Genomic DNA, 22,737 nt, shown 5'->3' with positions numbered 1-22,737 from the left:
ACTACATCTAGTTAATCTAACAAAAAGGATGTCGCGTTTCGCGACATCCTTTTTATATGCTTTTAAAACTAGTAAAATAAACACTTTCAGAGATTTTTTAGATTTAATAGGCTACTTTTTATAATTAGCAAGTATTAAGTTTAAGTCAAAAGTTATATTAGTTTTTAGGTCATAACTTCCTTGATGAAGGCACCAATCAAAAATAACACCCCTTGATGTTCTTAAAAGAGTTTTAGTTAAATCATCAGAAGAAATATTAGATTTTAGCTCACCAGATTCTATAGCTGATTCTATAGCAGATTTAATTTCAACTGTAAGAAAACGATCTGATTTTAAAGTATATTTACTATCTATAGAAAGAATATTCTTGTAAACATCAGATACAAATAGCCATCCTAGATCTTGGAGTAAAGAAAGTCCCTCACTAAACAAGTACATCATTTTTTCTATATTTGAATTAAAGGTTTGTGACTCAAATCGTTCTTTTAATAACAAATCTATTTGCTCATAACCTGTATTAACTATTTCATTTTTAGATTTAAAATGATGGTAGAAGGCACCGGTTGAAATTTCAGATGCATCACAAATTTCTTGAATCTTTACATTTTCAAAGCCTTTTTCTTTAAAAAGATTCGTTGCTATCTGTGTAATTCTAAGTTTTGTGGCAATAGCTTGCTTTTGTCGGTCTGTTAATTTTTTCATAATATAATTCCTCGTGCAATTAATTTTAAAACATAATGATTTTGAATTTTGTTAAAGTATATCACAAAAGGAATATCAAAACAATTTATGAATATGTTTACAATAAGAAGAAAGTATGTTATATTATTAACATAATCAGATTCGGTGAATTTAATTATGTTAATTATGTTAAGAAAAATTGGTCAATAATATTATGTTTTTATAATGTACTTTTATTGTATGAAATACTTTTTTTATTATTTAAGTTAAAAAGGGGAAAGTTAAATGTAAAAAAAGAAAAAATAAAATTTATTATTAAATAAGGGGTGGATAATATGGAAACTTATAAAATTCTTGAGATTAAGCAAAGTGTTTTTGAAGATAATGATAGACAAGCAGATTTGCTTAGGGAAGAGTTAAAAAAAGATAAGACATTTTTATTGAATTTGATGTCATCACCAGGTTCAGGTAAAACAACAACAGTTGTAAGAACAATTAATGCCTTAAAAGATGAAATGAGAATTGGAGTTATGGAAGCTGATATTGACTCAGATGTTGATGCTAATACTGTTTCAAAAACTGGCGCAAAAGTAATTCAATTACATACAGGTGGAATGTGTCATCTAGATGCAGATATGACAAAACAAGGTTTACTAGGACTTGGAACAGAAGAAATTGATTTTGCAATATTAGAAAATGTAGGGAATTTAGTGTGTCCAGCAGAATTTGATACTGGAGCATCAAAAAATGCAATGATTTTAAGTGTACCTGAAGGACATGATAAACCATTAAAATATCCTTTAATGTTTTCTATTGTAGATGTTGTATTAATTAATAAGATTGATGCAATGGATTATTTTGATTTTGATTTAGAGAAAGTTAAAGAGTATATTACTAAATTAAATCCAAATATAAAAATAATACCAATATCTGCGAAGACCGGAGAAGGTATTGAGGAGTGGGCAGATTGGGTGCGTACTGAAGTTAAGAATTGGAATGAAAATTAGAGATATAATAAATTAAAAAAATGGGGGAATATATTAATGGTAAATCAGAAGGTATTGGATCTTGCAAATCACATAAGTATGAAAAAATCTGGGTCGAAATCTGAAATTAAGCCAGATCAGCCTGAGTATAAAATTCTTGAGCCTGTTGTTACAACAGAAATGGCAGAAGTAGGACTTCATCTTGAATTTCGTAAAAAGAAGAGTGCAGAAGAAGTTGCAGCTTTATGTGGAAAATCTGTAGAGGAAACAGCAAAATTACTATGGGATTTAGCTGTTGCTGGTGTTTGTTTCATTGGTGAAATAGATGGGGTTGATAAATACTGGTATGATCTTTGGGTTCCAGGACAAATGGAAATGATAGTTAATCATCCTAATAGAGAAAGTGTTGAAAATTATAAGCAAATTGCAGAAGCTTTTGAGGCATATGGAAGAAAAAAAGCTCCTCTTACAGCAGGTGTTTTTTCAGTAGGAACAGGAACTATGCGTGTTATACCAATAGAAACAGCTATTGAAGGAGAAACTAGAAGAGCTTCATATGAAGAAATTTCTAAATATCTTAATGAAAATACTGTATTCTCTGTATCAGATTGTTCTTGTCGTACATCAAGAGAAGCTATGGGTGAAGGTTGTGGACACTTAAAAGAAGACATGTGTATTCAACTTGGACATGCGGCAGAATACTATATACGTACAGGTAGAGGTAGAGCTATTACTCGTGAAGAAGCTTTTGATATTATTAAGAGAGCTGAAGAAAATGGTTTAATGCATCAAATACCAAATGCAGATGGTCCAGGACATACTCATGCTATCTGTAATTGTTGTGGATGTTCATGTTATGCTACAAGACTTGCTGGTATGTTCAGAAACAATGATTTTGTGCGTTCAAATTATGTTTCAAAAGTAGATAAAGACAAATGTGTGGCTTGTGGAGAATGTGTTCAAGTTTGTCCAGTTAATGCATTAAAATTAGGTCAAAAATTATGTACTAAAACACCAATTCCTGAGAAGAAGAGAGTAGATTTTGCTCATAATACAGAGTGGGGCGAAGATAAATGGAATGTTGACCATCGTATAAATAGAGAAAACGTTGTTGAGACTGGTACAAGTCCTTGTAAAACATATTGTCCAGCACATATTTCTGTTCAAGGTTATATAAAGCTTGCTTCTCAAGGAAGATATAAAGAAGCACTTGAGCTTATAAAAAATGAAAATCCATTCCCAGCAGTATGTGGACGTATTTGCCCAAGAAAATGCGAATCTGCATGTACTAGAGGAGAAATTGATGAAGCAGTTGCTGTAGATGAAATTAAAAAGTTCATTGCTGAGCAAGATTTAAATACAGAACATCGTTATGTGCCAAAGAAAAGACATGAATATGGTAAGAAAATTGCAATCGTAGGTGGTGGACCTTCAGGTTTATCTTGTGCATATTACTTAGCTATTGATGGATACAAGGTAACTGTATTTGAAAAGCAAAAGGTACTCGGTGGTATGTTAACACTTGGAATTCCATCTTATAGATTAGAAAAAGATGTAATAAATGCAGAAATAGAAATTTTAAGAGAATTAGGTGTAGAATTCAAAACTGGTGTTGAAGTAGGAAAAGATGTAACTCTTAAAGAATTAAGAGGTCAAGGCTATGAAGCATTCTATGTTGCAATAGGTGCACAAGCAGGAAGAAACCTTGGTATAGAAGGTGAAGAGGCAGAAGGTGTTATGACTGGAGTTGATTTCTTACGTGAAGTTAACTTAGGAAATGATATTAAGCTAGATGGAGAAGTTGTTGTAATCGGTGGTGGTAATGTTGCAATTGACGTTGCAAGAACTGGTACAAGAGTTGGTGCAGCTAAAACTTCTATGTTCTGTCTTGAATCAAGAAAAGAAATGCCTGCTTTAGATGAAGAAATTGATGAAGCTTTAGCAGAAGATATTGAAATTAATAATTCTTGGGGACCAAAGAGAATTCTAACTGAAAATGGTAAGGTAGTTGGAATTGAGTTTAAGAAATGTATTTCTGTTTTTGATGAAAATAAAAGATTCAATCCAAAATTTGATGAAAAGGAAGTTAAGGTTGTTAAAGCAAGTCATATTTTAATTTCAGTAGGTCAAGGAATGGACTGGGGTAACTTATTAGAAAATAGCAAAGCAGAATTAAATCCAAATAAGACAATTAAAGCAGATTCATTTACATTACAAACTGGAGAACCAGACGTATTTGCAGGTGGAGATGCCTTAACTGGACCTAGATTTGCTATAGATGCTATTGCTTTAGGTAAAGAAGCTGCCATATCAATTCATCGTTTTGTTCATCCAGGTCAAAGCTTAGTTTTAGGTCGTGATAGAAGGGAATATCATGCCTTTGATAAAGAAAACTTAAGGTTAGAGGGTTATGATAATATTAAGAGAAATAGAATAGATCATGTGGATGGAGCTAAATCAAAAGAAACATTTAGAGATTTACGTCCTACATTTACTGAAGAGCAAATGAAGAAGGAAACAGAACGTTGCCTTGGATGTGGTGCTACAACAGTGGATGAATATACATGTATAGGATGTGGAGCATGTACAACTAGATGTAAGTTTGATGCTATTTCTCTTTATAGAAAATATGATGCACAAAGTGTAACTCTTAAACAACTTAAGCCAAAGGTTATTAAGAATACAATTAAGCGTAAAATTGTAATTAATGCTAGAAAAGTTAAGAAGATACTTAAAGGAAATTCTTAATTATTTATTTGATAATGTCTAAAGGAAAGATAGATTGAAAAAAGATATAGGGGGAACTTAAGGTTCCCCTTAGATTTTTAATATAGAGAAGTAGAGGTGAGTTTAGTTGCATGAATTAGGAGTTGTCTTTGAAGTAGTTAGAACAGTTGAAAACTTTGCACAAAGAAATGCATTAACAAAAATAGATAAAATAGTTCTTCAAATTGGGGAGCTTTCATCAATGATTCCAAGATATATTGAATCCTGTTACCCAGCTGCAGTGGATGGTACTATATTAGAGAATACAAAATTAGAAATTGAAATATTACCAGGCAATGTTATGTGCAAAAAGTGTAATAAAGTTTACAATCTTATTCAAAATAAGGATGCTTGTCCATATTGCGAAGAAAATCATTGGGAATTATTAAGTGGGAAAGAGTTTATGATTAAGGAAATTGTAGCTTGTTAAATAATACTTATTAACTCAAAACATAATTTATGGAATAGAAAGCGGAGGATAACACTTTATGAATAAGAGGTCAAAAAAGCTTATAATTATGGTAACTATAGCTACGCTAGCTTTTGGTACAGTAGGCTGTTCTAATAATGAAAAAGCTAAGGGGCAAAAAACAAATACTGAGGCTCAAGCAAGTAATTTTGAAACAGTAAAATATGTATATTCAGATGGGGCTAAAGATTATGATGTAACAGTAAACTCTCCAAGACAAAAGGCAGTTACATTATCTCAATTTATGACAGAAATGTTACTGGCATTAGGACTGGAAGATAGAATGGTTGGAACGGCTCTTTTAGATAATCCTATATTGCCAGAATTTGAAGAAGCTTACAATAAAATACCAGAGCTTAAAATTTCAGAAGGACATGCTGTTTCTAAGGAAGGATTTCTAGCTACAGGTGCAGACTTTGTAAGTGGATGGGATTCATCTATAAGTGAACAAAGCACAGGATCACCTAGTGACCTTATATCAAAAGATATAACTCCATTTATGGCTAAGTCTTATAGAGTAGATGCAACAGTAGAAACTGTTTATGAAGATTTTGAATTGCTTGGAAAAATATTTGGAGTACAAGATAAAGCTCAAGAAGTAATAGATAAAATGAAAAAGGATATAAAAGTTGTAACTGATAAGGTAGGAGACATAAAAGAAGAAGATAGAGTGAAAATGATGGTATGTGATTCAGGTGAAAATGATGCAATGGTAGTTGGAGCTGGTCTTGCTAACAACTTAATAGAGCTTGCAGGTGGGAATAATATATTTGGAAAGACAGCAAATAAGCCTTATATAAATGTAAGTTGGGAAAGTATAGTAGCTGAGAAGCCAGAAGTTATATTAGTAACTGATTTTATGGCAGGTAAGCCAGTACAAGAGAAAATAGATTTCCTAAAAGCTCATCCTGCTCTTAAGGATGTACCAGCTATAAAAAACAACAAAATATATGTTGTAGGATTAGCTGATCTTTCTCCAGGTGTTAGAAATCCTAAGTTAATACAGCAAGTGCACGGATATTTATTTGGAGAAGGTAATTAATGCAAGAAGCTTTAAAAGATAAAAGAAGAGTCACTAAAAAGAAAGGCTTTTTATTTTGGGTTGTGGCTTTAAGTTTAATACTGTTAGGTACAATAGTTATAGCAATAGCTATAGGTAGCACATATATAGAACCAGGAGAAGTATATAAGGTACTACTTTGTAAATTAACAGATGGAGCAATTTATAGTGATGCAGGAAACGTAATGACACAAAATATTATATGGGAAATAAGATTACCTAGGGTGATATTGGGAGCTATATGTGGAGCAGGCCTTGCACTTTGTGGAGTGCTTATGCAATGTGTTACTAAAAATCCAATAGCAGAGCCATACATATTAGGTATATCATCAGGGGCATCTTGTGGTGCTGTTGCAGTTATAGTTTTAGGTGGCATATCATCACTTGGGATAAATAGTATTGGGGTAGGGGCTTTTATAGGTTCCTTAATTTCAGGAATATTAGTTTTTGCAATAGGAACTCAAATGGGCAGAACAACATCTACAACAAGACTAGTATTATCAGGTATGGCAATATCAACAATATTTTCATCGCTTACTAACTTACTTATATATTCAGCAGAAAATTCAAATCAAGCAAAAAGTGCTCTTTTTTGGACTATTGGTAGTTTAGGAGGAGCTAAGTGGGACGTTTTATTATTTCCATTTATTATATTAGTTGTAGTTATTATAGCATCATTAATAATGTCTAAATCACTAGATATATTACTTCTAGGTGATGATAGTGCAATAATACTTGGAATAAATATAAAGATTATAAAATCTATAATTTTAATACTATCTACATTACTTACATCAGCATTAGTTGCTATAACAGGAGCAATAGGATTTATAGGACTTGTAGTTCCTCATATATGTAGAACTATAGTAGGAAGTGATCATAAAAAACTTATAGCACTTTCAACACTTATAGGTGCAATATTTTTAATAGCATCAGATGTTATAGCTAGAGGACTTTTTCCACCAATAGAAATACCTATAGGAATAATAACTTCATTAGTTGGAGGACCATTCTTTTTATATTTAATTTCTAAGAAGAACTATTCATTTGGAGGAAAAGAGTAATGTTTAAAGTTCAAGTTAAAAATTTAAGGTTTTCTATAGATAAAAAAGAAATATTAAAAGACATATCTTTTGAAGTTCAAAAAGGTTCCTTTGTAGGGGTCATAGGCCCCAATGGTTCAGGAAAATCTACATTACTTAAAAACATATATAGACTTTATAAACCATCAAGTGGAAGTATATTGTTAGATAATAAAGAATTATCTAAAATGAAAGATAAAGATTGTGCAAAAGAGATTGCAGTTTTAGCTCAAGAAAGTAATACTCACTTTGATTTTACTGTAAAGCAAATAGTAAAAATGGGAAGATATCCATATAAGTCAGTTTTTGAGGATTACTCTAAAGATGATTTAAAAATGGTTAAGGAAATGCTCAAAAAGGTAGGCTTAGAGAGCTATAGTGACAGGAATTTTTCTGAACTTTCAGGGGGAGAAAAGCAGAGAACTTTAATAGCTAGAGCTTTAGTTCAAAATACTGATTTTTTAGTGCTAGATGAACCAACAAATCATTTAGATATAGGATACCAAATACAACTTATGGATTTAGTTAAGAGCCTTAATATAACTACATTAGCAGCAATACACGATATGAATTTAGCGGCTATGTATTGTGATTATTTAATTGTAATGAAAGATGGAAAAATAAAAGAAGTTGGAACAGTAGAAGAAATAATAAATTCTAAAATGTTAAAAGATGTATTTGGGGTAAATGCTTATGTAGGAGTTAATCCTATAAATAAAAAACTTCAAGTATCATTTATGCATACACATGAGCATATTAAAGGAATAGGAACAGATCATGTCCATGAAGATGGATTTACAGGAGTGCATACTCATTAAAAAGTACAAATGAGTTATAGCATGGAAATAAGTATACAGCTATTATAGCATTTGTAGTATTATCAATTATATTACATATAATAGTTTGGAGAGTTTCAGATGATAAATAAAATGAAGAATTAAGATAAAGGTCTATAAGATTAGTATTAAATTATTAATCTTATAGACCTTTTATTTTACGTCTAGGAGTGCTTTAGGGAATACTTTTAGATTTATTTTTTATATTTAATAAATTATAGAATATTTTTTGAAATCAGCATATAAGATATGATTCTTATTAAAATCAGAGAAATTACCTGAATGATTATTAAAGAAAAAATATCTTTTTGAGGAAAAAAATTATTGACAAACGATAAATATTTATCTTAATATAGTTATATAAACTTAAAGGAGAGATTAGTAAAATGAAAAAAAACTTAAACTACAAAATTTTAAATTTTCTTGTACTTCTAGGAATATGTATTACATTATTAATGCTTTTAGGAACTCCACTTATTACAACTGCACTTTTAAAAAGTGAATATTCTTTATTGGATAAAAACTTAGTGATAAAAATATCGACATGTATTTATCTATGTGCTGTTCCATATGTTATAGCATTATTTAATTTAAAGAAAATCTGTAAGTTAGTTGCAAAAAATAATGCCTTTTCACTTAACATTGTTAACTCTTTAAAAATAATTTCTTTCTGTTCATTTAGTGAAATAATTATTTTTATCATGAGTACAACATACTTAAAGTACTCAACTGATTTTTTTAGAAATGCTCTTTTACTAGGTTCTATTTTTATAGTTATTTTCATCGGAACAACTATAGGATTTTTATTCTTAGTACTATCACAATTATTTAAGATTTTTATAGAGATTAAGGATGAAAATGATAAAACAATATAGAAAGGGGTGTTTCCATGCCTATTATAGCAAATCTAGATGTGATGATGGCAAAAAGAAAAATTAGCTCTACAGAGCTTTCAGAAAAGCTTGGTATAACCATGGCTAATGTTTCGATTTTAAAAAATAATAAAGCAAAAGCTATTCGTTTTTCTACGTTAAAATCATTATGTAAAACTTTAGATTGTCAACCAGGAGATATCTTAGAATATGTAGATGAAGGTGATGATGGATTAAAATAAAAAATATAATTAAGAATAAGGAGAGAAAAAACATGATAAATATTAAAAATATAAGTAAGACTTATAATATTGGTAGTGAGAAACTTACTGTGTTAGATGATGTAAGTTTAAAAATAGAAAAAGGTGAGTTTGTTGCTATAGTTGGACCATCGGGTTCTGGTAAATCTACATTAATGAATATGATAGGAGGATTAGATAGACCTTCAAGGGGAGAGGTAATTATCGAAGGTGAGGATATTAGTAAATTTAAAGATAAGAAAATGTCTAAATTTAGAAATGAAAAAATTGGATTCGTATTTCAATCCTTTAATTTAGAGCCTACCCTTACAGCAGTAGAAAATGTTATGATGCCGCTAATGATAGCAGGAGTATCTGATAAAGAAATGAATGATAAAGCTAAATCAGTGCTTGAAGCTTTGGGGATGGGAGATAGAATGAAGCATAAACCTACAGAACTTTCAGGTGGGCAAAGACAGAGAGTGAGCATAGCTAGAGCTTTGGTAAATGATCCTAAAATAATTTTAGCGGACGAGCCAACTGGAAATTTAGACTCTAAATCAGGATCAGCGGCTATGGAAATGCTTACTAATTTTAAAAAGAAAGGATATACCATTGTTATGGTAACACATAACATGGAAGAAGCAAGGTATGCGGATAGAGTTATAAAAATTAAGGATGGTAAGGTGGAGGTTTAATATGAAACTGAAAAATAGTATAAAAACAGCATTTAGAAATCTAAGTAGAAGAAAAATGAGAACTTTTCTTACATCTTTTGCAGTTTCCATAGGAGCTATGCTAATAATACTCATGGTAAGTCTCGGAGTAGGAGTACAAAAGATTATAGAAGATAATTTGAAAGCTAGGGCTTCTGCTAATGTTATTGATGTAACTCCTTATAAGACAGAACAGGATGGTGTAAAGTTAGAAGTCAATAAAGAAGGGGAAAACTCTTCTGAACAATCAAAATTAAAGCCTAAGATTCTAGATAAGAATGCTTTGAACAAAATTAAAGAAATTAAAGAGGTTAAAGATATAAGCGTTTATACATATATACCATCTATTGAGAAAAAGCTTATGGATAAAGAGATAAAGGATACAGCTATTTTGGCATATGATTTAAACTATCCGATATTTACTGAGAATAACATAGAAACTGTAAGAATTAAAGAAAAGAAAGAAGATTTAGAACCAATTATCTACGGTGAAATGCTTAAAAAGGAAGATAAGAATTCAATATTAATAGGGAAAAAATTATTAGATAAGTTAGGTATTAATGATGCTGAATCTGTTGTTGGAAAGGAAATCACTTTAACAGCTAAGTTGCCAGACATATCTGGGATACCAATGATGGAACCTTTAGTTAAAAACTTTAAAATTGTAGGCATAATAGGAGAAAATTTTTCTAATAGTGATAAGCTAATAGTTTCTATCGATGATGTAAAAGACTTAATAAGTTATCAAAATTTAAATCAAAACTATTATGAAGAAAATGGAGCAGACAAAGTAGAAGTTACAGTAAAAAATATATCTGATGTTTCATCAGTTTCAGATGAAATTACTAAAATGGGTTATGGAACTACAAGTATACAATCAATGATTAAAGATGTTAAATCTACTTTCACTGTAGTTAACGCTGTGTTAGCAGTGATAGGTATAATAATAGTATTCGTTGCTTCTATAGGTGTAATTAATACTATGACTATGGCTATATATGAAAGAACAAGATCTATTGGAATAATGAAAGCCTTAGGATGTTCTAGGGGGGATATAAGGAGGTTGTTCATTGTAGAATCAGCTGCTATTGGATTTATAGGCGGATTAATAGGTGTAGTTTTTAGTTTAATAAATACTCAAATTATTAAAGTATTCTTAGATGGTTTCTTGAAATCAAAGGGAATTAATGACGTTCCTAATATTTTCTCTACTCCTATTTGGTTAGTTCTTGGGACTATAGGATTTGCTATATTAATTTCAATTATTGCGGGCTTGTATCCAGCTAATAAAGCTTCAAAGCTTGATCCTGTAGAGTCATTACGATATGAATAAGGTTAATTTCATTAAAATAAAGTAATAGTGATAAAATAAGGAGAGTTTAAATAATCCAGTGAGATAACAATAAAATATGTACATCTCACTGGATTATTTACTTTTTAAAAGAAATACTATTATGTAAAATTTATTAATACTAAGATATTGGCATATTTTGAATAAATTTTATTATATAACTTATTGTATAAAAATCTCTATCTAATTCACTAGCAATAAAATTTAATCCTTTAATTAATGTTTCTTCATCAAAATTTTCTAAAAGAATCATAATATTTAAGTAATTAAGACCGCCTTCTTTTGTATCCAGAACCCTTGAAGCTTTTATATATTTATTATTGAATGTATTAAAAGCTGCATTTTTAAGTTCTTCACTTATTTCTATTTGAGGCATTTCATCAAAAATTCTTATTCCTGGATTTTTAGTATCTAAATTTTTAGCTTTACTTAAGTCAGTTGATACAAATATTGTATTTATAAATTTGGCATCTTTAAAATCAACATCTTCTAGCTTTACAGAGTCAAATATAGCATTTTCAAAGATAGCATCTTTAAATTTACTCTTTTTGAAATTAGTTCCTATAAACTCAGACCATTTAAAACTACATTTAAAAAAGCTAGATGACTTAAAATGTGCACCTCTAAAATTTACGTAATCAAAATTTGAACCTGAAAAATTACAATTATAGCAATTACTTCTTTCAAGATTTTTGTACATAAAGTTCTTATCTTTCTTCTCTATGTTGTTATAATTGAAATTTCCTTTAACGCTTTGGTTTTTAGCCATTGTTACCTCCATCTTAATATCTTGAATTTTATTTTGTACCTGTTTAGTCTAGTTAATATTAACATACTGTTAGGATTATTACTAATAAAATGAATTTAATAAAATAATATTTATATGTTGTTAAAAACATAACAAAATATTCTTTATGACCATAATATGTTTTTAAAGTTTAAAATATTTTAATAATAAAAAAGTGATGTTATTATTTACTCATGGAAAACGAATACAAAAAATAATATGAAATTTGAAGGGTAGGTATAAAATATGAATTATTTTGAAGAAAGTTTAAAATTACATGAAAACAATATAGGAAAAATAGAAATAAAATCAAAGATTAAAGTTGAAACAAGAGATGATTTAAGTTTAGCTTATACTCCAGGAGTTGCAGAACCATGTAGAAAAATTCATGAGAATGAAGAAAACGTTTATAAGTATACTTCAAAAGGAAATCTAGTTGCAGTAGTGACAGATGGAACAGCAGTATTAGGGTTAGGAGATATAGGTCCTAAGGCTGGATTGCCAGTTATGGAAGGTAAAGCAATATTATTTAAAGAGTTCGCAGGGGTTGATGCATTCCCAATATGTCTAGATACAAAAGATGTTGATGAAATTGTAAAAGCTGTAAAATTAATAGCACCAGGATTCGGAGGAATCAATCTAGAAGACATTGGAGCTCCAAGATGCTTTGAAGTTGAAGAAAAATTAAAGAAAGAACTTGATATACCTGTATTCCACGATGATCAACATGGAACTGCAATAGTTGTTCTTGCAGGAATGATAAATGCTCTAAAAGTAGTTAATAAGAAAATAGAAGACGTAAAGGTTGTTATAAATGGCGCAGGAGCAGCAGGAACTGCTATAGCTAAACTATTACTTTCTTCAGGAGTAAAGAATCTAATTGCATGTGATAGAGTTGGAACTCTTTACAAAGGAATAGAAAATGTAGATGATGCTAAGAAGGAACTTGCAAAGATAACTAATCCAGAGAATATTCAAGGAACTTTAGCTGATGCATTAGTAGGTGCAGACGTATTTATAGGAGTTTCAGCACCAGGAGTAGTAACTCAAGACATGGTAAGATCAATGAATAAGGATTCTATATTATTTGCAATGGCAAACCCAACACCTGAAATAATGCCAGATGAAGCAAAAGCAGCAGGAGCTAGAGTAATTGGAACAGGAAGATCAGACTTCCCTAACCAAGTTAACAATGTACTTGCATTCCCAGGAATATTCAGAGGAGCATTAGATGTTAGGGCAAAAGAAATCAATGAAGAAATGAAAATTGCAGCAGCATATGCTATAGCTTCTATAATAAAAGATGAAGATTTAAATGAGAACAATGTAATTCCATATGCATTAGACAAAACTGTTGCAGCTAATGTAGCTGAAGCAATAAAAGAAGCAGCAAGAAAAAGCGGAGTAGCAAGAGTATAAAAATTCAGAATAATGGACCGCTTGTAGAAATTCTACAAGCCGCTAAAAGATAAATGGAGGGGTAAAAATGCAAATTCCAATTAAAAAAACACTTGATAAAATTCCAGGCGGTATGATGGTAGTCCCACTTTTTTTAGGGGTATTAGTTAATACATTTTTTCCACAATTTTTCGAGATTGGTGGTTTCACAACGGCATTATTCGGACCAAAGGCATCAACAACAATTTTGGCTTGTTTTATGTTCTTAATTGGTTCACAAATTAATTTCAAATTAGCACCAAAGGCAATAAAAAAAGGTGCAATATTAATATCAGGAAAATTTATAGTAGGTGCAGGTATTGGTATATTTGTAGGAAAAGTTTTTGGACCTGCAGGAGTATTAGGCTTATCACCATTAGCTATCCTTGCGGCATTAACAAATTGTAATGGTGGATTATATGCATCTCTTGCTTCACAGTATGGTGATGAAACAGATGTAGGAGCGTATGCTTTATTATCTTTAAAAGACGGCCCATTTTTCACATTAGTTGCATTAGGTGCATCAGGACTTGCTCAAGTTCCTTTTAAGGCACTTGTAGCAGTAATGATTCCAATAGTAGTAGGTATGATTTTAGGAAATATTGATCAGGATATGAGAAAATTCCTTGGAAGCAGTAAAATGTTATTAATACCATTCTTCTCTTTCCCATTAGGCGCAGGAATGGATCTTAAAACTATTGTAGAAGCTGGAGGTCCTGGTATATTATTAGGAGTAATAGCTGCTTTAACAGGAATAGGAGCTTATGTGTTACTAAAACTATTTAAAGAAGAACCTATAATTGGACTTGCAACAGGGTCAACAGCAGGAAATGCTGTAGCGACACCAGCGGCTGTTGCAGCTGCAGATCCAAGTATGGCTGTTGTGGCAACAATGGCAACTGCACAGGTTGCAGCAGCATGCGTGGTTTCAGCAATCCTTTGTCCACTAATTGTAACGTATGCATTCAAGATACTTCAAAAAAATAAAATGAAAAAGTTGCAGAAGGAAGCTGCTGCATAAAAAATATTTATTAGATACTAAATTAAACACAGAAAAAGTAGGAGACAATTATGAATGAAGTACTATATAATGAGATTAAGATAGTCTCTTATATTAATTCTTCTAGGTTTACATAAGGTCTTCTACTATTCTGTGTTTTTTAGTTTCAAAATATAGATATAAAAACTTCAAAAGTTTATACATTTAAAATAGTTATGTTATAGCATTTTAATGTATTTTAATTAATAGAAAAATATATTAAAATTGAGGTGATGAATATGAAAAAACCAATTAAATTGCAAACAAAGCTTACATTATTAGTTAGTGCAGTAGTGTTTGTTTCTATAATTATAATCATTTCTTTTGTCGCCTCATGGATGACTGGGAATATTGAAAGTAAGGCTAGGACTAATATTATGAATGTAGCTGAGATGGTAGCGCATTCTAGAGAGATAGTAGATGCATTGGAGGATAAGGATCCAAACCGAAAGATTGGACCTTATGTTAATATGCAGCTTAAGCATTTAGAGCAAATTGAGTATATAATTGTAGTAGATATGGAGGGGATTAGATATTCTCATCCAAATCCTGAAATGATAGGGAAAAGCTTTGTTGGAGGAGATGAGTATAGAGTATCTCAAAAGGGAGAAACATATATTTCTGAGGCTACGGGAACATTGGGAAAATCCTTAAGAGCTTTTGCTCCAATATATGATGAAGAAAACAAAAAAGAGATAGGTTTTGTTTGTGTAGGTACACTAACTCACAGTGTTGAAACAGCTAAGCATACAGCTATTTTATATATAATATTAATTGCAATTGGTGGATTGACAGTAGGTATAATAGGTGCATTTTTATTAGCAAATAATATAAAGAAAATTTTGATGGGACTTGAACCTGATGAAATAACAAAACTTTATAATGAAAGGATGGGAATTATTGATGCTATTCATGAGGGGTTAGTAGCTGTTGATCATATTGGTATAATTACTCTTATAAATGACTCAGCTTTAAAGATATTAAATCTTAAAAATGCTGTTAATAAAGAACAGATTATAGGGCATAATGTAGAAGAAGTTATTCCTAATACCCATATGATTAATGTATTAGAAACAGGAAAACCTGAGTTTGAAGAAGAGCAGAGAATAAATAACACAATAATAATGACTAATAGAATTCCTATAATTAATAGAGGTAAGGTTGTGGGAGCTATTGCTAGCTTTAGAGATAAAACTGAGGTGACTAGAATGGCTGAAGAGCTCACAGGTGCTAAAAAAATGGCATGGTCCTTAAGAGCTCAAAATCATGAATTTATGAATAAACTTCACACAATTGCAGGACTTATACAGCTAGAAGAATATACTGAAGCTCTACAATTTATAGCAGATGTGGCGAAGGTAAGAAATAATATAAGTAATATTCTAACAGAGAAAATAAAAGATCCTTCTTTATCAGCTTTGTTACTTGCAAAATACAATAAGGCTGAGGAATGTAGAGTTAAATTAAAAATAGATGAAAATTCAAAGCTTAAAAATTTACCAGAATGTATGTCTTCTGAAGAAATTGTATCAGTTATGGGAAATCTAATAGAAAATTCTTTAGATGAAGTTAAAAATGATGGAACTGGATTAATATATATAAAAATAGTTGAAGATAAACATTTTTTAAATATAAAAGTGAAAGATAATGGTGGAGGAATTCCATTAGAATATAGAGGAAAAATATATCAGCAAGGGTTCTCTACGAAGGAAGGACAGCGTGGACATGGTATGTATATTGTTAAAAAAATAATAGATGAAATGAACGGTACAATAGAATTTCATGTAGATGAAGGTGTTCTTTGGAATATAGATATACCAATGGCAAGGAGTGATAAGTTTGATTGAAGTTATGATTATTGAAGATGATCCTATGGTTAGAGCAATAAATGTTAAGTTCTTAAAAAGAATAGAAGGATTTGTTTTATATAAAGCTGTTTCTAACCTTACCGATGCAAAAAAAGTTATATCAACTAAAAAACCTGATTTAATATTATTAGATGTGTACCTGCCTAAGGAAAATGGAATTGATTTATTAAAGTGGATAAGAGCACAAGAGATAGATATAGATATTATTTTAATTACTGCTGATAAATCTATTGAAAGAATACAAGAAGCTTTTAGGTATGGAGTTGTAGATTATCTTATTAAACCTTTTGACTTTGATAGATTTAAAGAGGCTCTTTATCAATTTAAGGGTAGATATGATAAATTCAAAAATAATGATGAAATTGAACAAAAGGAATTAGATAAGTTGATAGCTAATTCAATTGTTTCCAAAAATGAAGAGGATTTTGCTAAGGGCCTTAATAGATTTACATATAGATCTATATGGGATGAAATAGAAAAAAGTAATTATGAGGATTTGACAGCAGAATATTTAGCAGAAAAACTAGGTATAGCAAGAGTAACAGTTAGAAGATATCTTGAATATATGGAAAAAGAAAATAAAGTGGAAAAATTGGTGGAATACGGCAAGGTAGGTAGACCACAATACAAATATCACAAAATTTAAAAAAATCCATGGAATAAAATTATCATTTGATAGCTATTCCATGGATTTTTTAAGTATTTACTTTTTGAAAAAATATTAATGTGCTTTATTGGTCTTCATAATTATGTTAATGGTAAACATGATTCTAATTTTGCCTATGATGTTACTAACAAAAGGATCGTTATGGCACAAAAGAAGAGGGTAGGAGAAATAATTCAAACTGTATCATTAAAAAATCTTAATGATATTACTATGACGACAGGTGCAATAACAGGTATTATTACTATAGATATTGTAAAAGAAACTTTTAATGTTGAAGTAAATAAAAGTGCAGCTAGAAATATTAATGATAAAATACATGAATTACTTTTAGAGGTACAAGAGTCTAAAACAAATCCAGTAGTACAACAAACAGGTTCAGTGCAAAATTATAGCTCAGCAGATGAAATTTTAAAATTCAAAGAATTATTGGATATGGGGACATCATATATTTTCTATGAATACATAGTTATAAATGTTTAATAATAGATTTTTATAAGCTATAATTACATTTATAATTAGCAAGTAATAGTAATTGCGCCCGTTAAATAGGAATTTGTAGCTTAGATATAGTATATGTGCTCTCATAAGGGGAGTATAGTTTATAGTTTTTTTTATAAACTCTCACCATATAACATAAGGCAGAGAAAAAATTATAAAAAATGCCTAAATAGAGTTTTTTATATAAATATAAAGTATTTATGATATATAAATATAGATTGCTTTTAGTTTAACTAAATAATTGATAGAAGGTGTGCTACTATGAAAATTGATAGATTATTAGGAATATTAAATATACTAGTTAATACAGACAGAATTACAATAAAAGAGCTGGCAGAAAGATTTGAAGTTTCTAAGCGTACAGTTTTTCGTGACTTGGATGCATTAAATGAATCAGGAATTCCTATAATTACATATTCGGGTATTGGTGGCGGAGTATAAGTTGTTGAATGATACAAATATAAAAAAAGTATTTTTTCTAATAATGATATAAAAAATATTTTTACTGCACTTTCTGGGTTGATGAGCATTAATAGAAATAATGATCTAATAAATCTAATGGCAAAAATAATACTAAAAGAAACAAAAACTATATTTTCAGAAAGTGACTATTTAATTGATTTATCATCATGCTTTCAAGATATCATTACACAGGAAAAAACTACTGGTTTGCATGAAGCGATAGAATATCATAAGTGTATTTGCCTTGAATATATTTCTAAAAGTTCTAGAAAAATGAGGATTATTCATCCATATAAACTTATTTTTAAGCAGTCATATTGGTATTTATATGGTTTTTGTCAAGATAATAATGAATTTCGTTTTTTTAAGGTTAATAGAATTGTTTCATATAGAATTCTGGATAAAAATTTTAATTGCAAGTCAATTGAAAAAATTGATTTTAGAAATGATTTCGGTACTGCTTTGTTTCCTCGCAAGATTCAAAAACTTTATATAATGTTACATTAGAATAGGACATTATTAATAAAATTTTTCTAACAGATAAAATTGATGCAAAATTTTTTCAGAGAAACAGCAATGAAGAAAAGGGATACATAATATTTCAAGTTAGTGATCTGGACTGGACTGTGGATTTTGTTATAAGCATGCAGGACAAAGTTAAAGTTATATCTCCACTACAATTAAAAGAAAAAGTAAAATTATGAATAAAGAAGATGAGTGAAATTTATAAAGGTGACACATAGGTGTCATCTTTTTTAATATACAATATCTTAGAAATGATAAATTTGGTACAACAGAATTTTAATATAGATATTAATTAGTAGCTAATGGAGCTAGTCTTAAGTAATTATTATATTTGCTTACGGCTAGTTTTATTAGTTATTATTTTTATAGATAATTGGCTAAAAGAGGACAAGCGTTATAATTCTATTATTAGAATATTAGTTTCTATTGCTGGTGGAACGATATGTTATATGGTATTAGTTCAACTAGTTTTTTAGAAAGTTTATATTGAGTATAAATAAAAAACATCTTACAAATAGTACCATTTTTGTTTAGAGTGAATATCATGCTAATAGAAAGGAAGTGATTTAATTGAATTTTGACAGAGGCGAGAATTATAGCCTACAAAATTTATTCGATGAATGCAAAAGATTAATAGACTTTCATATTATTTTAGTAATGAAAGATGGTAGTTCAGTGGACGGAATCCTAGAAAATGTCGATTCTAATGGAATTATTATGTTAGTTGGTGAGGACGTAATAGATATAGACGATATGCCTATGCCTGAGGGACAAAGGCAATTTGGTGGCGGTAGGGGAATGAGAAGACGCAGGAGATTTAGACGTAGGGGCTTTCCATTTAATAATGTCCGTGGGGTATTCCCATTTTTCTTCCCATTTCCATTCTTTCCATTCTTTTAGATCTAAAGATAAAATTGTACATGTGATATAAATAGTTAGTTTATACTAAGTAGAATATATATTATATTGATTCCACTTTGGAGAATAAAAGTGAGCAGGCAAGATAATATATACTCTACTTTTTTATCTATATTGACTTGAAGTTAACTTTAAATATTAAAGTTTGGTATGAGGGAATATTTAAAAATAGGCTCTGTTTTAAACCAGTGTTGATAATAGAACGTATAAAAGTGGACAAATTAATTTGTCCACTTTACTTCTTAATCCTAATAATTTAAGATTGTTCATAAATTCTAATTGATAAATTGGAATTTATCTATATGTTCATCGAGAAATGCAAAAACAGCTTTTCGTGGTAGATATAAGTCAAGTTTTTCGTGATTTGGCATAATAACCGATTTATGTTCTGTATCAAATTCTAAAATTGGAATTTCGTTTTTTATAATACTCATATTTAAAATATTTCCTCCTTTAAATTCCAATTTAGGATGGGGTTGAATGTTAAAAAAGCAATCTGAATTTATATATATTAATAATAAACAGGTCATTTATAATTGGGAGATGAATATTATGAGATTATTTAATAAACTAGCAAAATAAGGAATAAAGAACTCAGCATCCACTAAAAAGGTTGTATGCCAATGCACGGTAGTTGAGAATATCATTAATGGCGATAGCCATGGTGATTATATTGCGAATATTAATAGGCTCAATGATTTGGAAAAACAGGAGATAATTGAGCTTTATGCAGGAGATAGTTATATTAAGGATGTAGCGTTACATTGTGGAAAATAGGAATTTATTTATAGCATTTAGGAGGAATAGAGAATGGAATCATTGAGTAAAAGTTTAAGTGAGTATGGGAAACTATTACAAGAAATCAAATTGCAAAAAGCTTATAAAGGTTTGATTAAATAGATTGCAGGATTACGAAAACACTTTAAGGAAAAGTTCCATAAATATGAAGTATCAGATTAAAATGTCGCATCATTCTGAAATGAATTTGTGATATTTTTTATTCTCAAAGCTAAATAACAAATGAGTATAGATTACACTCTATTGAGAGGTAGAAATTAAGTTTTTGGAATCCAGCAAGAATTAGTGAAGATATATTAAAGAGATACGTGTAAGAAAAAGAAAAGTTTGAAAAAGTGTATGGCAAAAATTCATATGATTATTGTTATGATATATTTGGAGTACTAAAAAATGTTAAACAATATAAAAAAGCAGTATGAATTAAAAAAACATGAACGTAGTTATTATGAAAACTTTAAAAGTAACTACAATAATTATAATTCATATGGTGACTATCATAGTAATAAACATAATAACCACAATGAAGAATATAAAAGTAAATATAAGAAACTATATGAAACTTTAGAAAGGCATATCACCCAAATATAGTAAAAGATGATGGGGAGATGATGAAAATAGTTAATAAGTTAAAAGAAGAATGGGGTATATAGTAGTTACCTAATAAATTTATGTAGTAACTACACCTAAATCATTGATATAACTAGCCTTTAAAGATGTTTTATGCTAAAACAAGCATAAACATAATAATTAAATAGAATTAGTACCCCACCATTTTAGTAGAAGGCTTTATATAAGAGACTGCGGGAAGTATATCAGTCTAAATTGAATATTATATTGTGGTCTTTTTATTTTTAATAAATATAAGAAATTTTATTAATCTAAACAATAAAATATGTTCTTTGAAAATTAAATAATACCATGAATTTATGCTATAATTTACTTATGATATATATTTCGAAGAGAATAGGAGATTGATAAATAGGAATTTGTCAAGGAAATTTAAGTATTATAAGATTGCAAATTAAGAGTATTTGATGTAAAATGTAATAAATTTAAATAATAACATCCAAAGATAAGGAGTAGTAGCTATATTAAGCTTCAATAAAGAGAGTTAGGGGTGGTGGAATCCTAACAAGAAGAGATTTAGTGAATGGACCTTTGAGGAACGATGAGAAATGATTATCAGAGTATCTAAGTGGTGGGCTGCATCTTATAGCAGATAGAGTATGGTAGTACTTGAAAAGGAGTGGTATAGTATATTTTACTATACAATTTAGGTGGCAACGCGGTTTATCTCCGTCCTATTTATTTAGGACGGAGTTTTTATTTTGCAAAGAATTAAGGGGTGAAGATTATGAGTAAAGAAATCATATTAACAGGTGATAGACCAACAGGGAAGTTGCATCTTGGACATTATGTAGGTTCATTAAAAAAGAGAGTAGATCTACAAAATAATGGGGATTACACAAGCTTCATAATGATAGCAGATCAACAAGCTTTAACTGATAATGCTAGGAATCCAGAGAAAATAAGAAAAAATTTAATAGAGGTAGCATTGGATTATTTAGCAGTAGGAATAGATCCTTTAAAATCTACAATATTTGTTCAATCACAAATACCAGAGTTAAACGAATTAACAATACATTATCTAAATCTAGTTACAGTTTCAAGGCTTGAAAGAAATCCAACAGTGAAAAATGAAATAAAAGAAAAGAACTTTGAATTGAGTATTCCAGCAGGTTTCTTAACATATCCAGTAAGTCAAGCAGCAGATATAACAGCCTTTAAGGCTACTATAGTTCCAGTAGGAGAAGACCAACTACCTATGATAGAACAAACTAGAGAAATAGTAAGAAGCTTTAATAGTATTTACGGTAAAGAAATATTAGTAGAACCTAAGGCTATAATTCCCATAAATGGTATGGGAAGATTGCCAGGTGTCGATGGAAATTCAAAAATGAGTAAATCTCTAAATAACGCAATCTATTTATCTGATGAACCAGATATTATAGCTAAGAAGGTTATGGTAATGTATACAGATCCAAATCATATAAGAGTAGAAGATCCAGGTAAAGTTGAAGATAATCCTGTATTTACGTATTTAAATGCTTTCTGCAAGGATAAAGAAATTTTAAAAAATATGAAGGAGCATTATAGTAGAGGTGGACTCGGTGATGTAAAAGTAAAGAAATTCTTAAATGAAGTTTTACAAGCAGAGCTAGAACCAATTAGGGCTAGACGTAGGGAATTAGAAAAAAATATAGATTACATTTATAGTGTTTTACTTCAAGGGAGTAAAATATCAAGAGAAGTAGCTTCAAATACTTTAGATGAGGTTAGAGATGCTATTGGAATAAATTATTTTAAGTGATGTTGACTTTGTAAAGTGCTGGTTTGAGGATACAAAAGTGATGAGTACTGACTGCAGTAAAAAGTATGTTGTTTTTAATGAATAACATACTTTTTTTGTTATTAAAATTATTGTAAAAGCCTATGCAAAAATGTGTGTAAATTTTCTTTTTGTACCTCTCAAGTAAACTATTTTTATAATATTAGCTACACTTTTTCTGATGAGTGAATTATAAAAAGTTCTTCTTATTAAGATTAAAATGAATATATAGTTTTAGATATAAATAATATTATCTAGTAGGCACTAATATTAATTATAAAACTGGAATTG

Annotated in this window: 22 protein-coding genes and 1 other annotated feature; of the genes, 20 read left to right on the top strand and 2 right to left on the bottom strand. The window is 29.6% G+C overall.

All coding sequences use genetic code 11. The features are described from left to right. Positions 1-111: 111 nt before the first annotated feature. Positions 112-702 carry a TetR/AcrR family transcriptional regulator gene (locus tag ACH36K_RS14860; RefSeq protein WP_411168390.1) on the bottom strand — a complete coding sequence of 197 codons (591 nt, stop codon included), beginning with the start codon at positions 700-702 and terminating at the stop codon, positions 112-114. Between the two features lie 314 nt (positions 703-1,016). On the opposite strand from ACH36K_RS14860, the gene hypB reads away from it, so the two are divergent. The 10 genes from hypB to ACH36K_RS14810 all read left to right on the top strand — a co-directional run bounded on the left by hypB (position 1,017) and on the right by ACH36K_RS14810 (position 11,040). Beyond that, complete coding sequence (gene hypB, locus ACH36K_RS14855) at positions 1,017-1,688, top strand: hydrogenase nickel incorporation protein HypB (RefSeq protein ID WP_411168389.1); 672 nt, start codon at positions 1,017-1,019, stop codon at positions 1,686-1,688. Positions 1,689-1,724: 36 nt separating this feature from the next. Then, a complete protein-coding gene (locus ACH36K_RS14850) occupies positions 1,725-4,415 on the top strand; it encodes an FAD-dependent oxidoreductase (protein ID WP_411168388.1) in 2,691 nt (896 codons plus the stop codon). Positions 4,416-4,521: 106 nt separating this feature from the next. Continuing rightward, positions 4,522-4,863 (top strand): hydrogenase maturation nickel metallochaperone HypA, encoded by a 342-nt coding sequence (locus ACH36K_RS14845; RefSeq protein ID WP_411168387.1) that lies wholly within the window; start codon positions 4,522-4,524, stop codon positions 4,861-4,863. Between the two features lie 58 nt (positions 4,864-4,921). After that, positions 4,922-5,944 carry an ABC transporter substrate-binding protein gene (locus ACH36K_RS14840; RefSeq protein ID WP_411168386.1) on the top strand — a complete coding sequence of 341 codons (1,023 nt, stop codon included), beginning with the start codon at positions 4,922-4,924 and terminating at the stop codon, positions 5,942-5,944. After that, positions 5,944-7,026, top strand: a complete 1,083-nt coding sequence (locus ACH36K_RS14835; RefSeq protein WP_411168385.1) for a FecCD family ABC transporter permease — start codon at positions 5,944-5,946, stop codon at positions 7,024-7,026. Before ACH36K_RS14840 ends, ACH36K_RS14835 begins: the two co-directional genes overlap by 1 nt. After that, positions 7,026-7,862 carry an ABC transporter ATP-binding protein gene (locus ACH36K_RS14830; RefSeq protein WP_411168384.1) on the top strand — a complete coding sequence of 279 codons (837 nt, stop codon included), beginning with the start codon at positions 7,026-7,028 and terminating at the stop codon, positions 7,860-7,862. The genes ACH36K_RS14835 and ACH36K_RS14830 overlap by 1 nt, the downstream gene beginning before the upstream one ends. A gap of 404 nt (positions 7,863-8,266) precedes the next feature. Further along, on the top strand, positions 8,267-8,755 hold the full coding sequence (locus ACH36K_RS14825) for a DUF2975 domain-containing protein (protein WP_411168383.1): 489 nt from the start codon (positions 8,267-8,269) through the stop codon (positions 8,753-8,755). Between the two features lie 14 nt (positions 8,756-8,769). Next, the gene (locus tag ACH36K_RS14820; RefSeq protein WP_411168382.1) at positions 8,770-8,994 is read left to right on the top strand and encodes a helix-turn-helix domain-containing protein; all 225 of its coding nucleotides are present in this window, start codon (positions 8,770-8,772) and stop codon (positions 8,992-8,994) included. Between the two features lie 32 nt (positions 8,995-9,026). Further along, positions 9,027-9,689 carry an ABC transporter ATP-binding protein gene (locus tag ACH36K_RS14815; RefSeq protein WP_411168381.1) on the top strand — a complete coding sequence of 221 codons (663 nt, stop codon included), beginning with the start codon at positions 9,027-9,029 and terminating at the stop codon, positions 9,687-9,689. 1 nt (position 9,690) lies between these two features. Beyond that, complete coding sequence (locus tag ACH36K_RS14810; protein ID WP_411168380.1) at positions 9,691-11,040, top strand: ABC transporter permease; 1,350 nt, start codon at positions 9,691-9,693, stop codon at positions 11,038-11,040. Between the two features lie 139 nt (positions 11,041-11,179). Here the strand turns inward: ACH36K_RS14810 and ACH36K_RS14805 are convergent, their stop codons facing one another. Then, positions 11,180-11,827, bottom strand: coding sequence for a pentapeptide repeat-containing protein (locus tag ACH36K_RS14805; RefSeq protein WP_411168379.1), 648 nt, complete (start codon positions 11,825-11,827; stop codon positions 11,180-11,182). Positions 11,828-12,091: 264 nt separating this feature from the next. Here ACH36K_RS14805 and ACH36K_RS14800 point away from each other — a divergent pair, with 264 nt between their 5' ends. The 10 genes from ACH36K_RS14800 (at position 12,092) to trpS (ending at position 22,428) form a co-directional block, all read left to right on the top strand. After that, positions 12,092-13,264, top strand: a complete 1,173-nt coding sequence (locus ACH36K_RS14800) for an NADP-dependent malic enzyme (RefSeq protein WP_411168378.1) — start codon at positions 12,092-12,094, stop codon at positions 13,262-13,264. A 67-nt stretch (positions 13,265-13,331) separates the two neighbouring features. Next, complete coding sequence (locus tag ACH36K_RS14795; protein WP_411168377.1) at positions 13,332-14,303, top strand: 2-keto-3-deoxygluconate permease; 972 nt, start codon at positions 13,332-13,334, stop codon at positions 14,301-14,303. A gap of 257 nt (positions 14,304-14,560) precedes the next feature. Beyond that, a complete protein-coding gene (locus tag ACH36K_RS14790; RefSeq protein WP_411168376.1) occupies positions 14,561-16,168 on the top strand; it encodes an ATP-binding protein in 1,608 nt (535 codons plus the stop codon). Then, entirely contained in the window at positions 16,161-16,835 is a 675-nt protein-coding gene (locus ACH36K_RS14785; protein WP_411168375.1) for a response regulator, read from the top strand. Before ACH36K_RS14790 ends, ACH36K_RS14785 begins: the two co-directional genes overlap by 8 nt. 78 nt (positions 16,836-16,913) lie before the next feature. Further along, positions 16,914-17,336, top strand: coding sequence for a PH domain-containing protein (locus ACH36K_RS14780; protein WP_411168374.1), 423 nt, complete (start codon positions 16,914-16,916; stop codon positions 17,334-17,336). Positions 17,337-17,615: 279 nt separating this feature from the next. Beyond that, positions 17,616-17,795: a helix-turn-helix transcriptional regulator gene (locus tag ACH36K_RS14775; protein ID WP_411168373.1), complete on the top strand. Its 180-nt coding sequence runs from the start codon at positions 17,616-17,618 to the stop codon at positions 17,793-17,795. Positions 17,796-17,876: 81 nt separating this feature from the next. Continuing rightward, a complete protein-coding gene (locus ACH36K_RS14770) occupies positions 17,877-18,323 on the top strand; it encodes a WYL domain-containing protein (RefSeq protein WP_411168372.1) in 447 nt (148 codons plus the stop codon). Positions 18,324-18,911: 588 nt separating this feature from the next. Further along, positions 18,912-19,241: a hypothetical protein gene (locus tag ACH36K_RS14765; protein WP_411168371.1), complete on the top strand. Its 330-nt coding sequence runs from the start codon at positions 18,912-18,914 to the stop codon at positions 19,239-19,241. A gap of 1,206 nt (positions 19,242-20,447) precedes the next feature. Continuing rightward, positions 20,448-20,645, top strand: a complete 198-nt coding sequence (locus ACH36K_RS14760; RefSeq protein ID WP_411168370.1) for a hypothetical protein — start codon at positions 20,448-20,450, stop codon at positions 20,643-20,645. 472 nt (positions 20,646-21,117) lie between these two features. Further along, positions 21,118-21,364: a binding site (T-box leader), on the top strand. A gap of 47 nt (positions 21,365-21,411) precedes the next feature. Next, positions 21,412-22,428, top strand: coding sequence for a tryptophan--tRNA ligase (gene trpS / locus ACH36K_RS14755; RefSeq protein ID WP_411168369.1), 1,017 nt, complete (start codon positions 21,412-21,414; stop codon positions 22,426-22,428). Positions 22,429-22,737: the final 309 nt, after the last annotated feature.

The sequence above is a fragment of the Clostridium sp. MB05 genome (assembly GCF_046581255.1).
Classification (GTDB): Bacteria; Bacillota; Clostridia; order Clostridiales; family Clostridiaceae; genus Clostridium.
The sequence above is the reverse complement of the archived record's forward strand: the minus strand, read 5'-3'. Positions and strand labels throughout refer to the sequence as shown.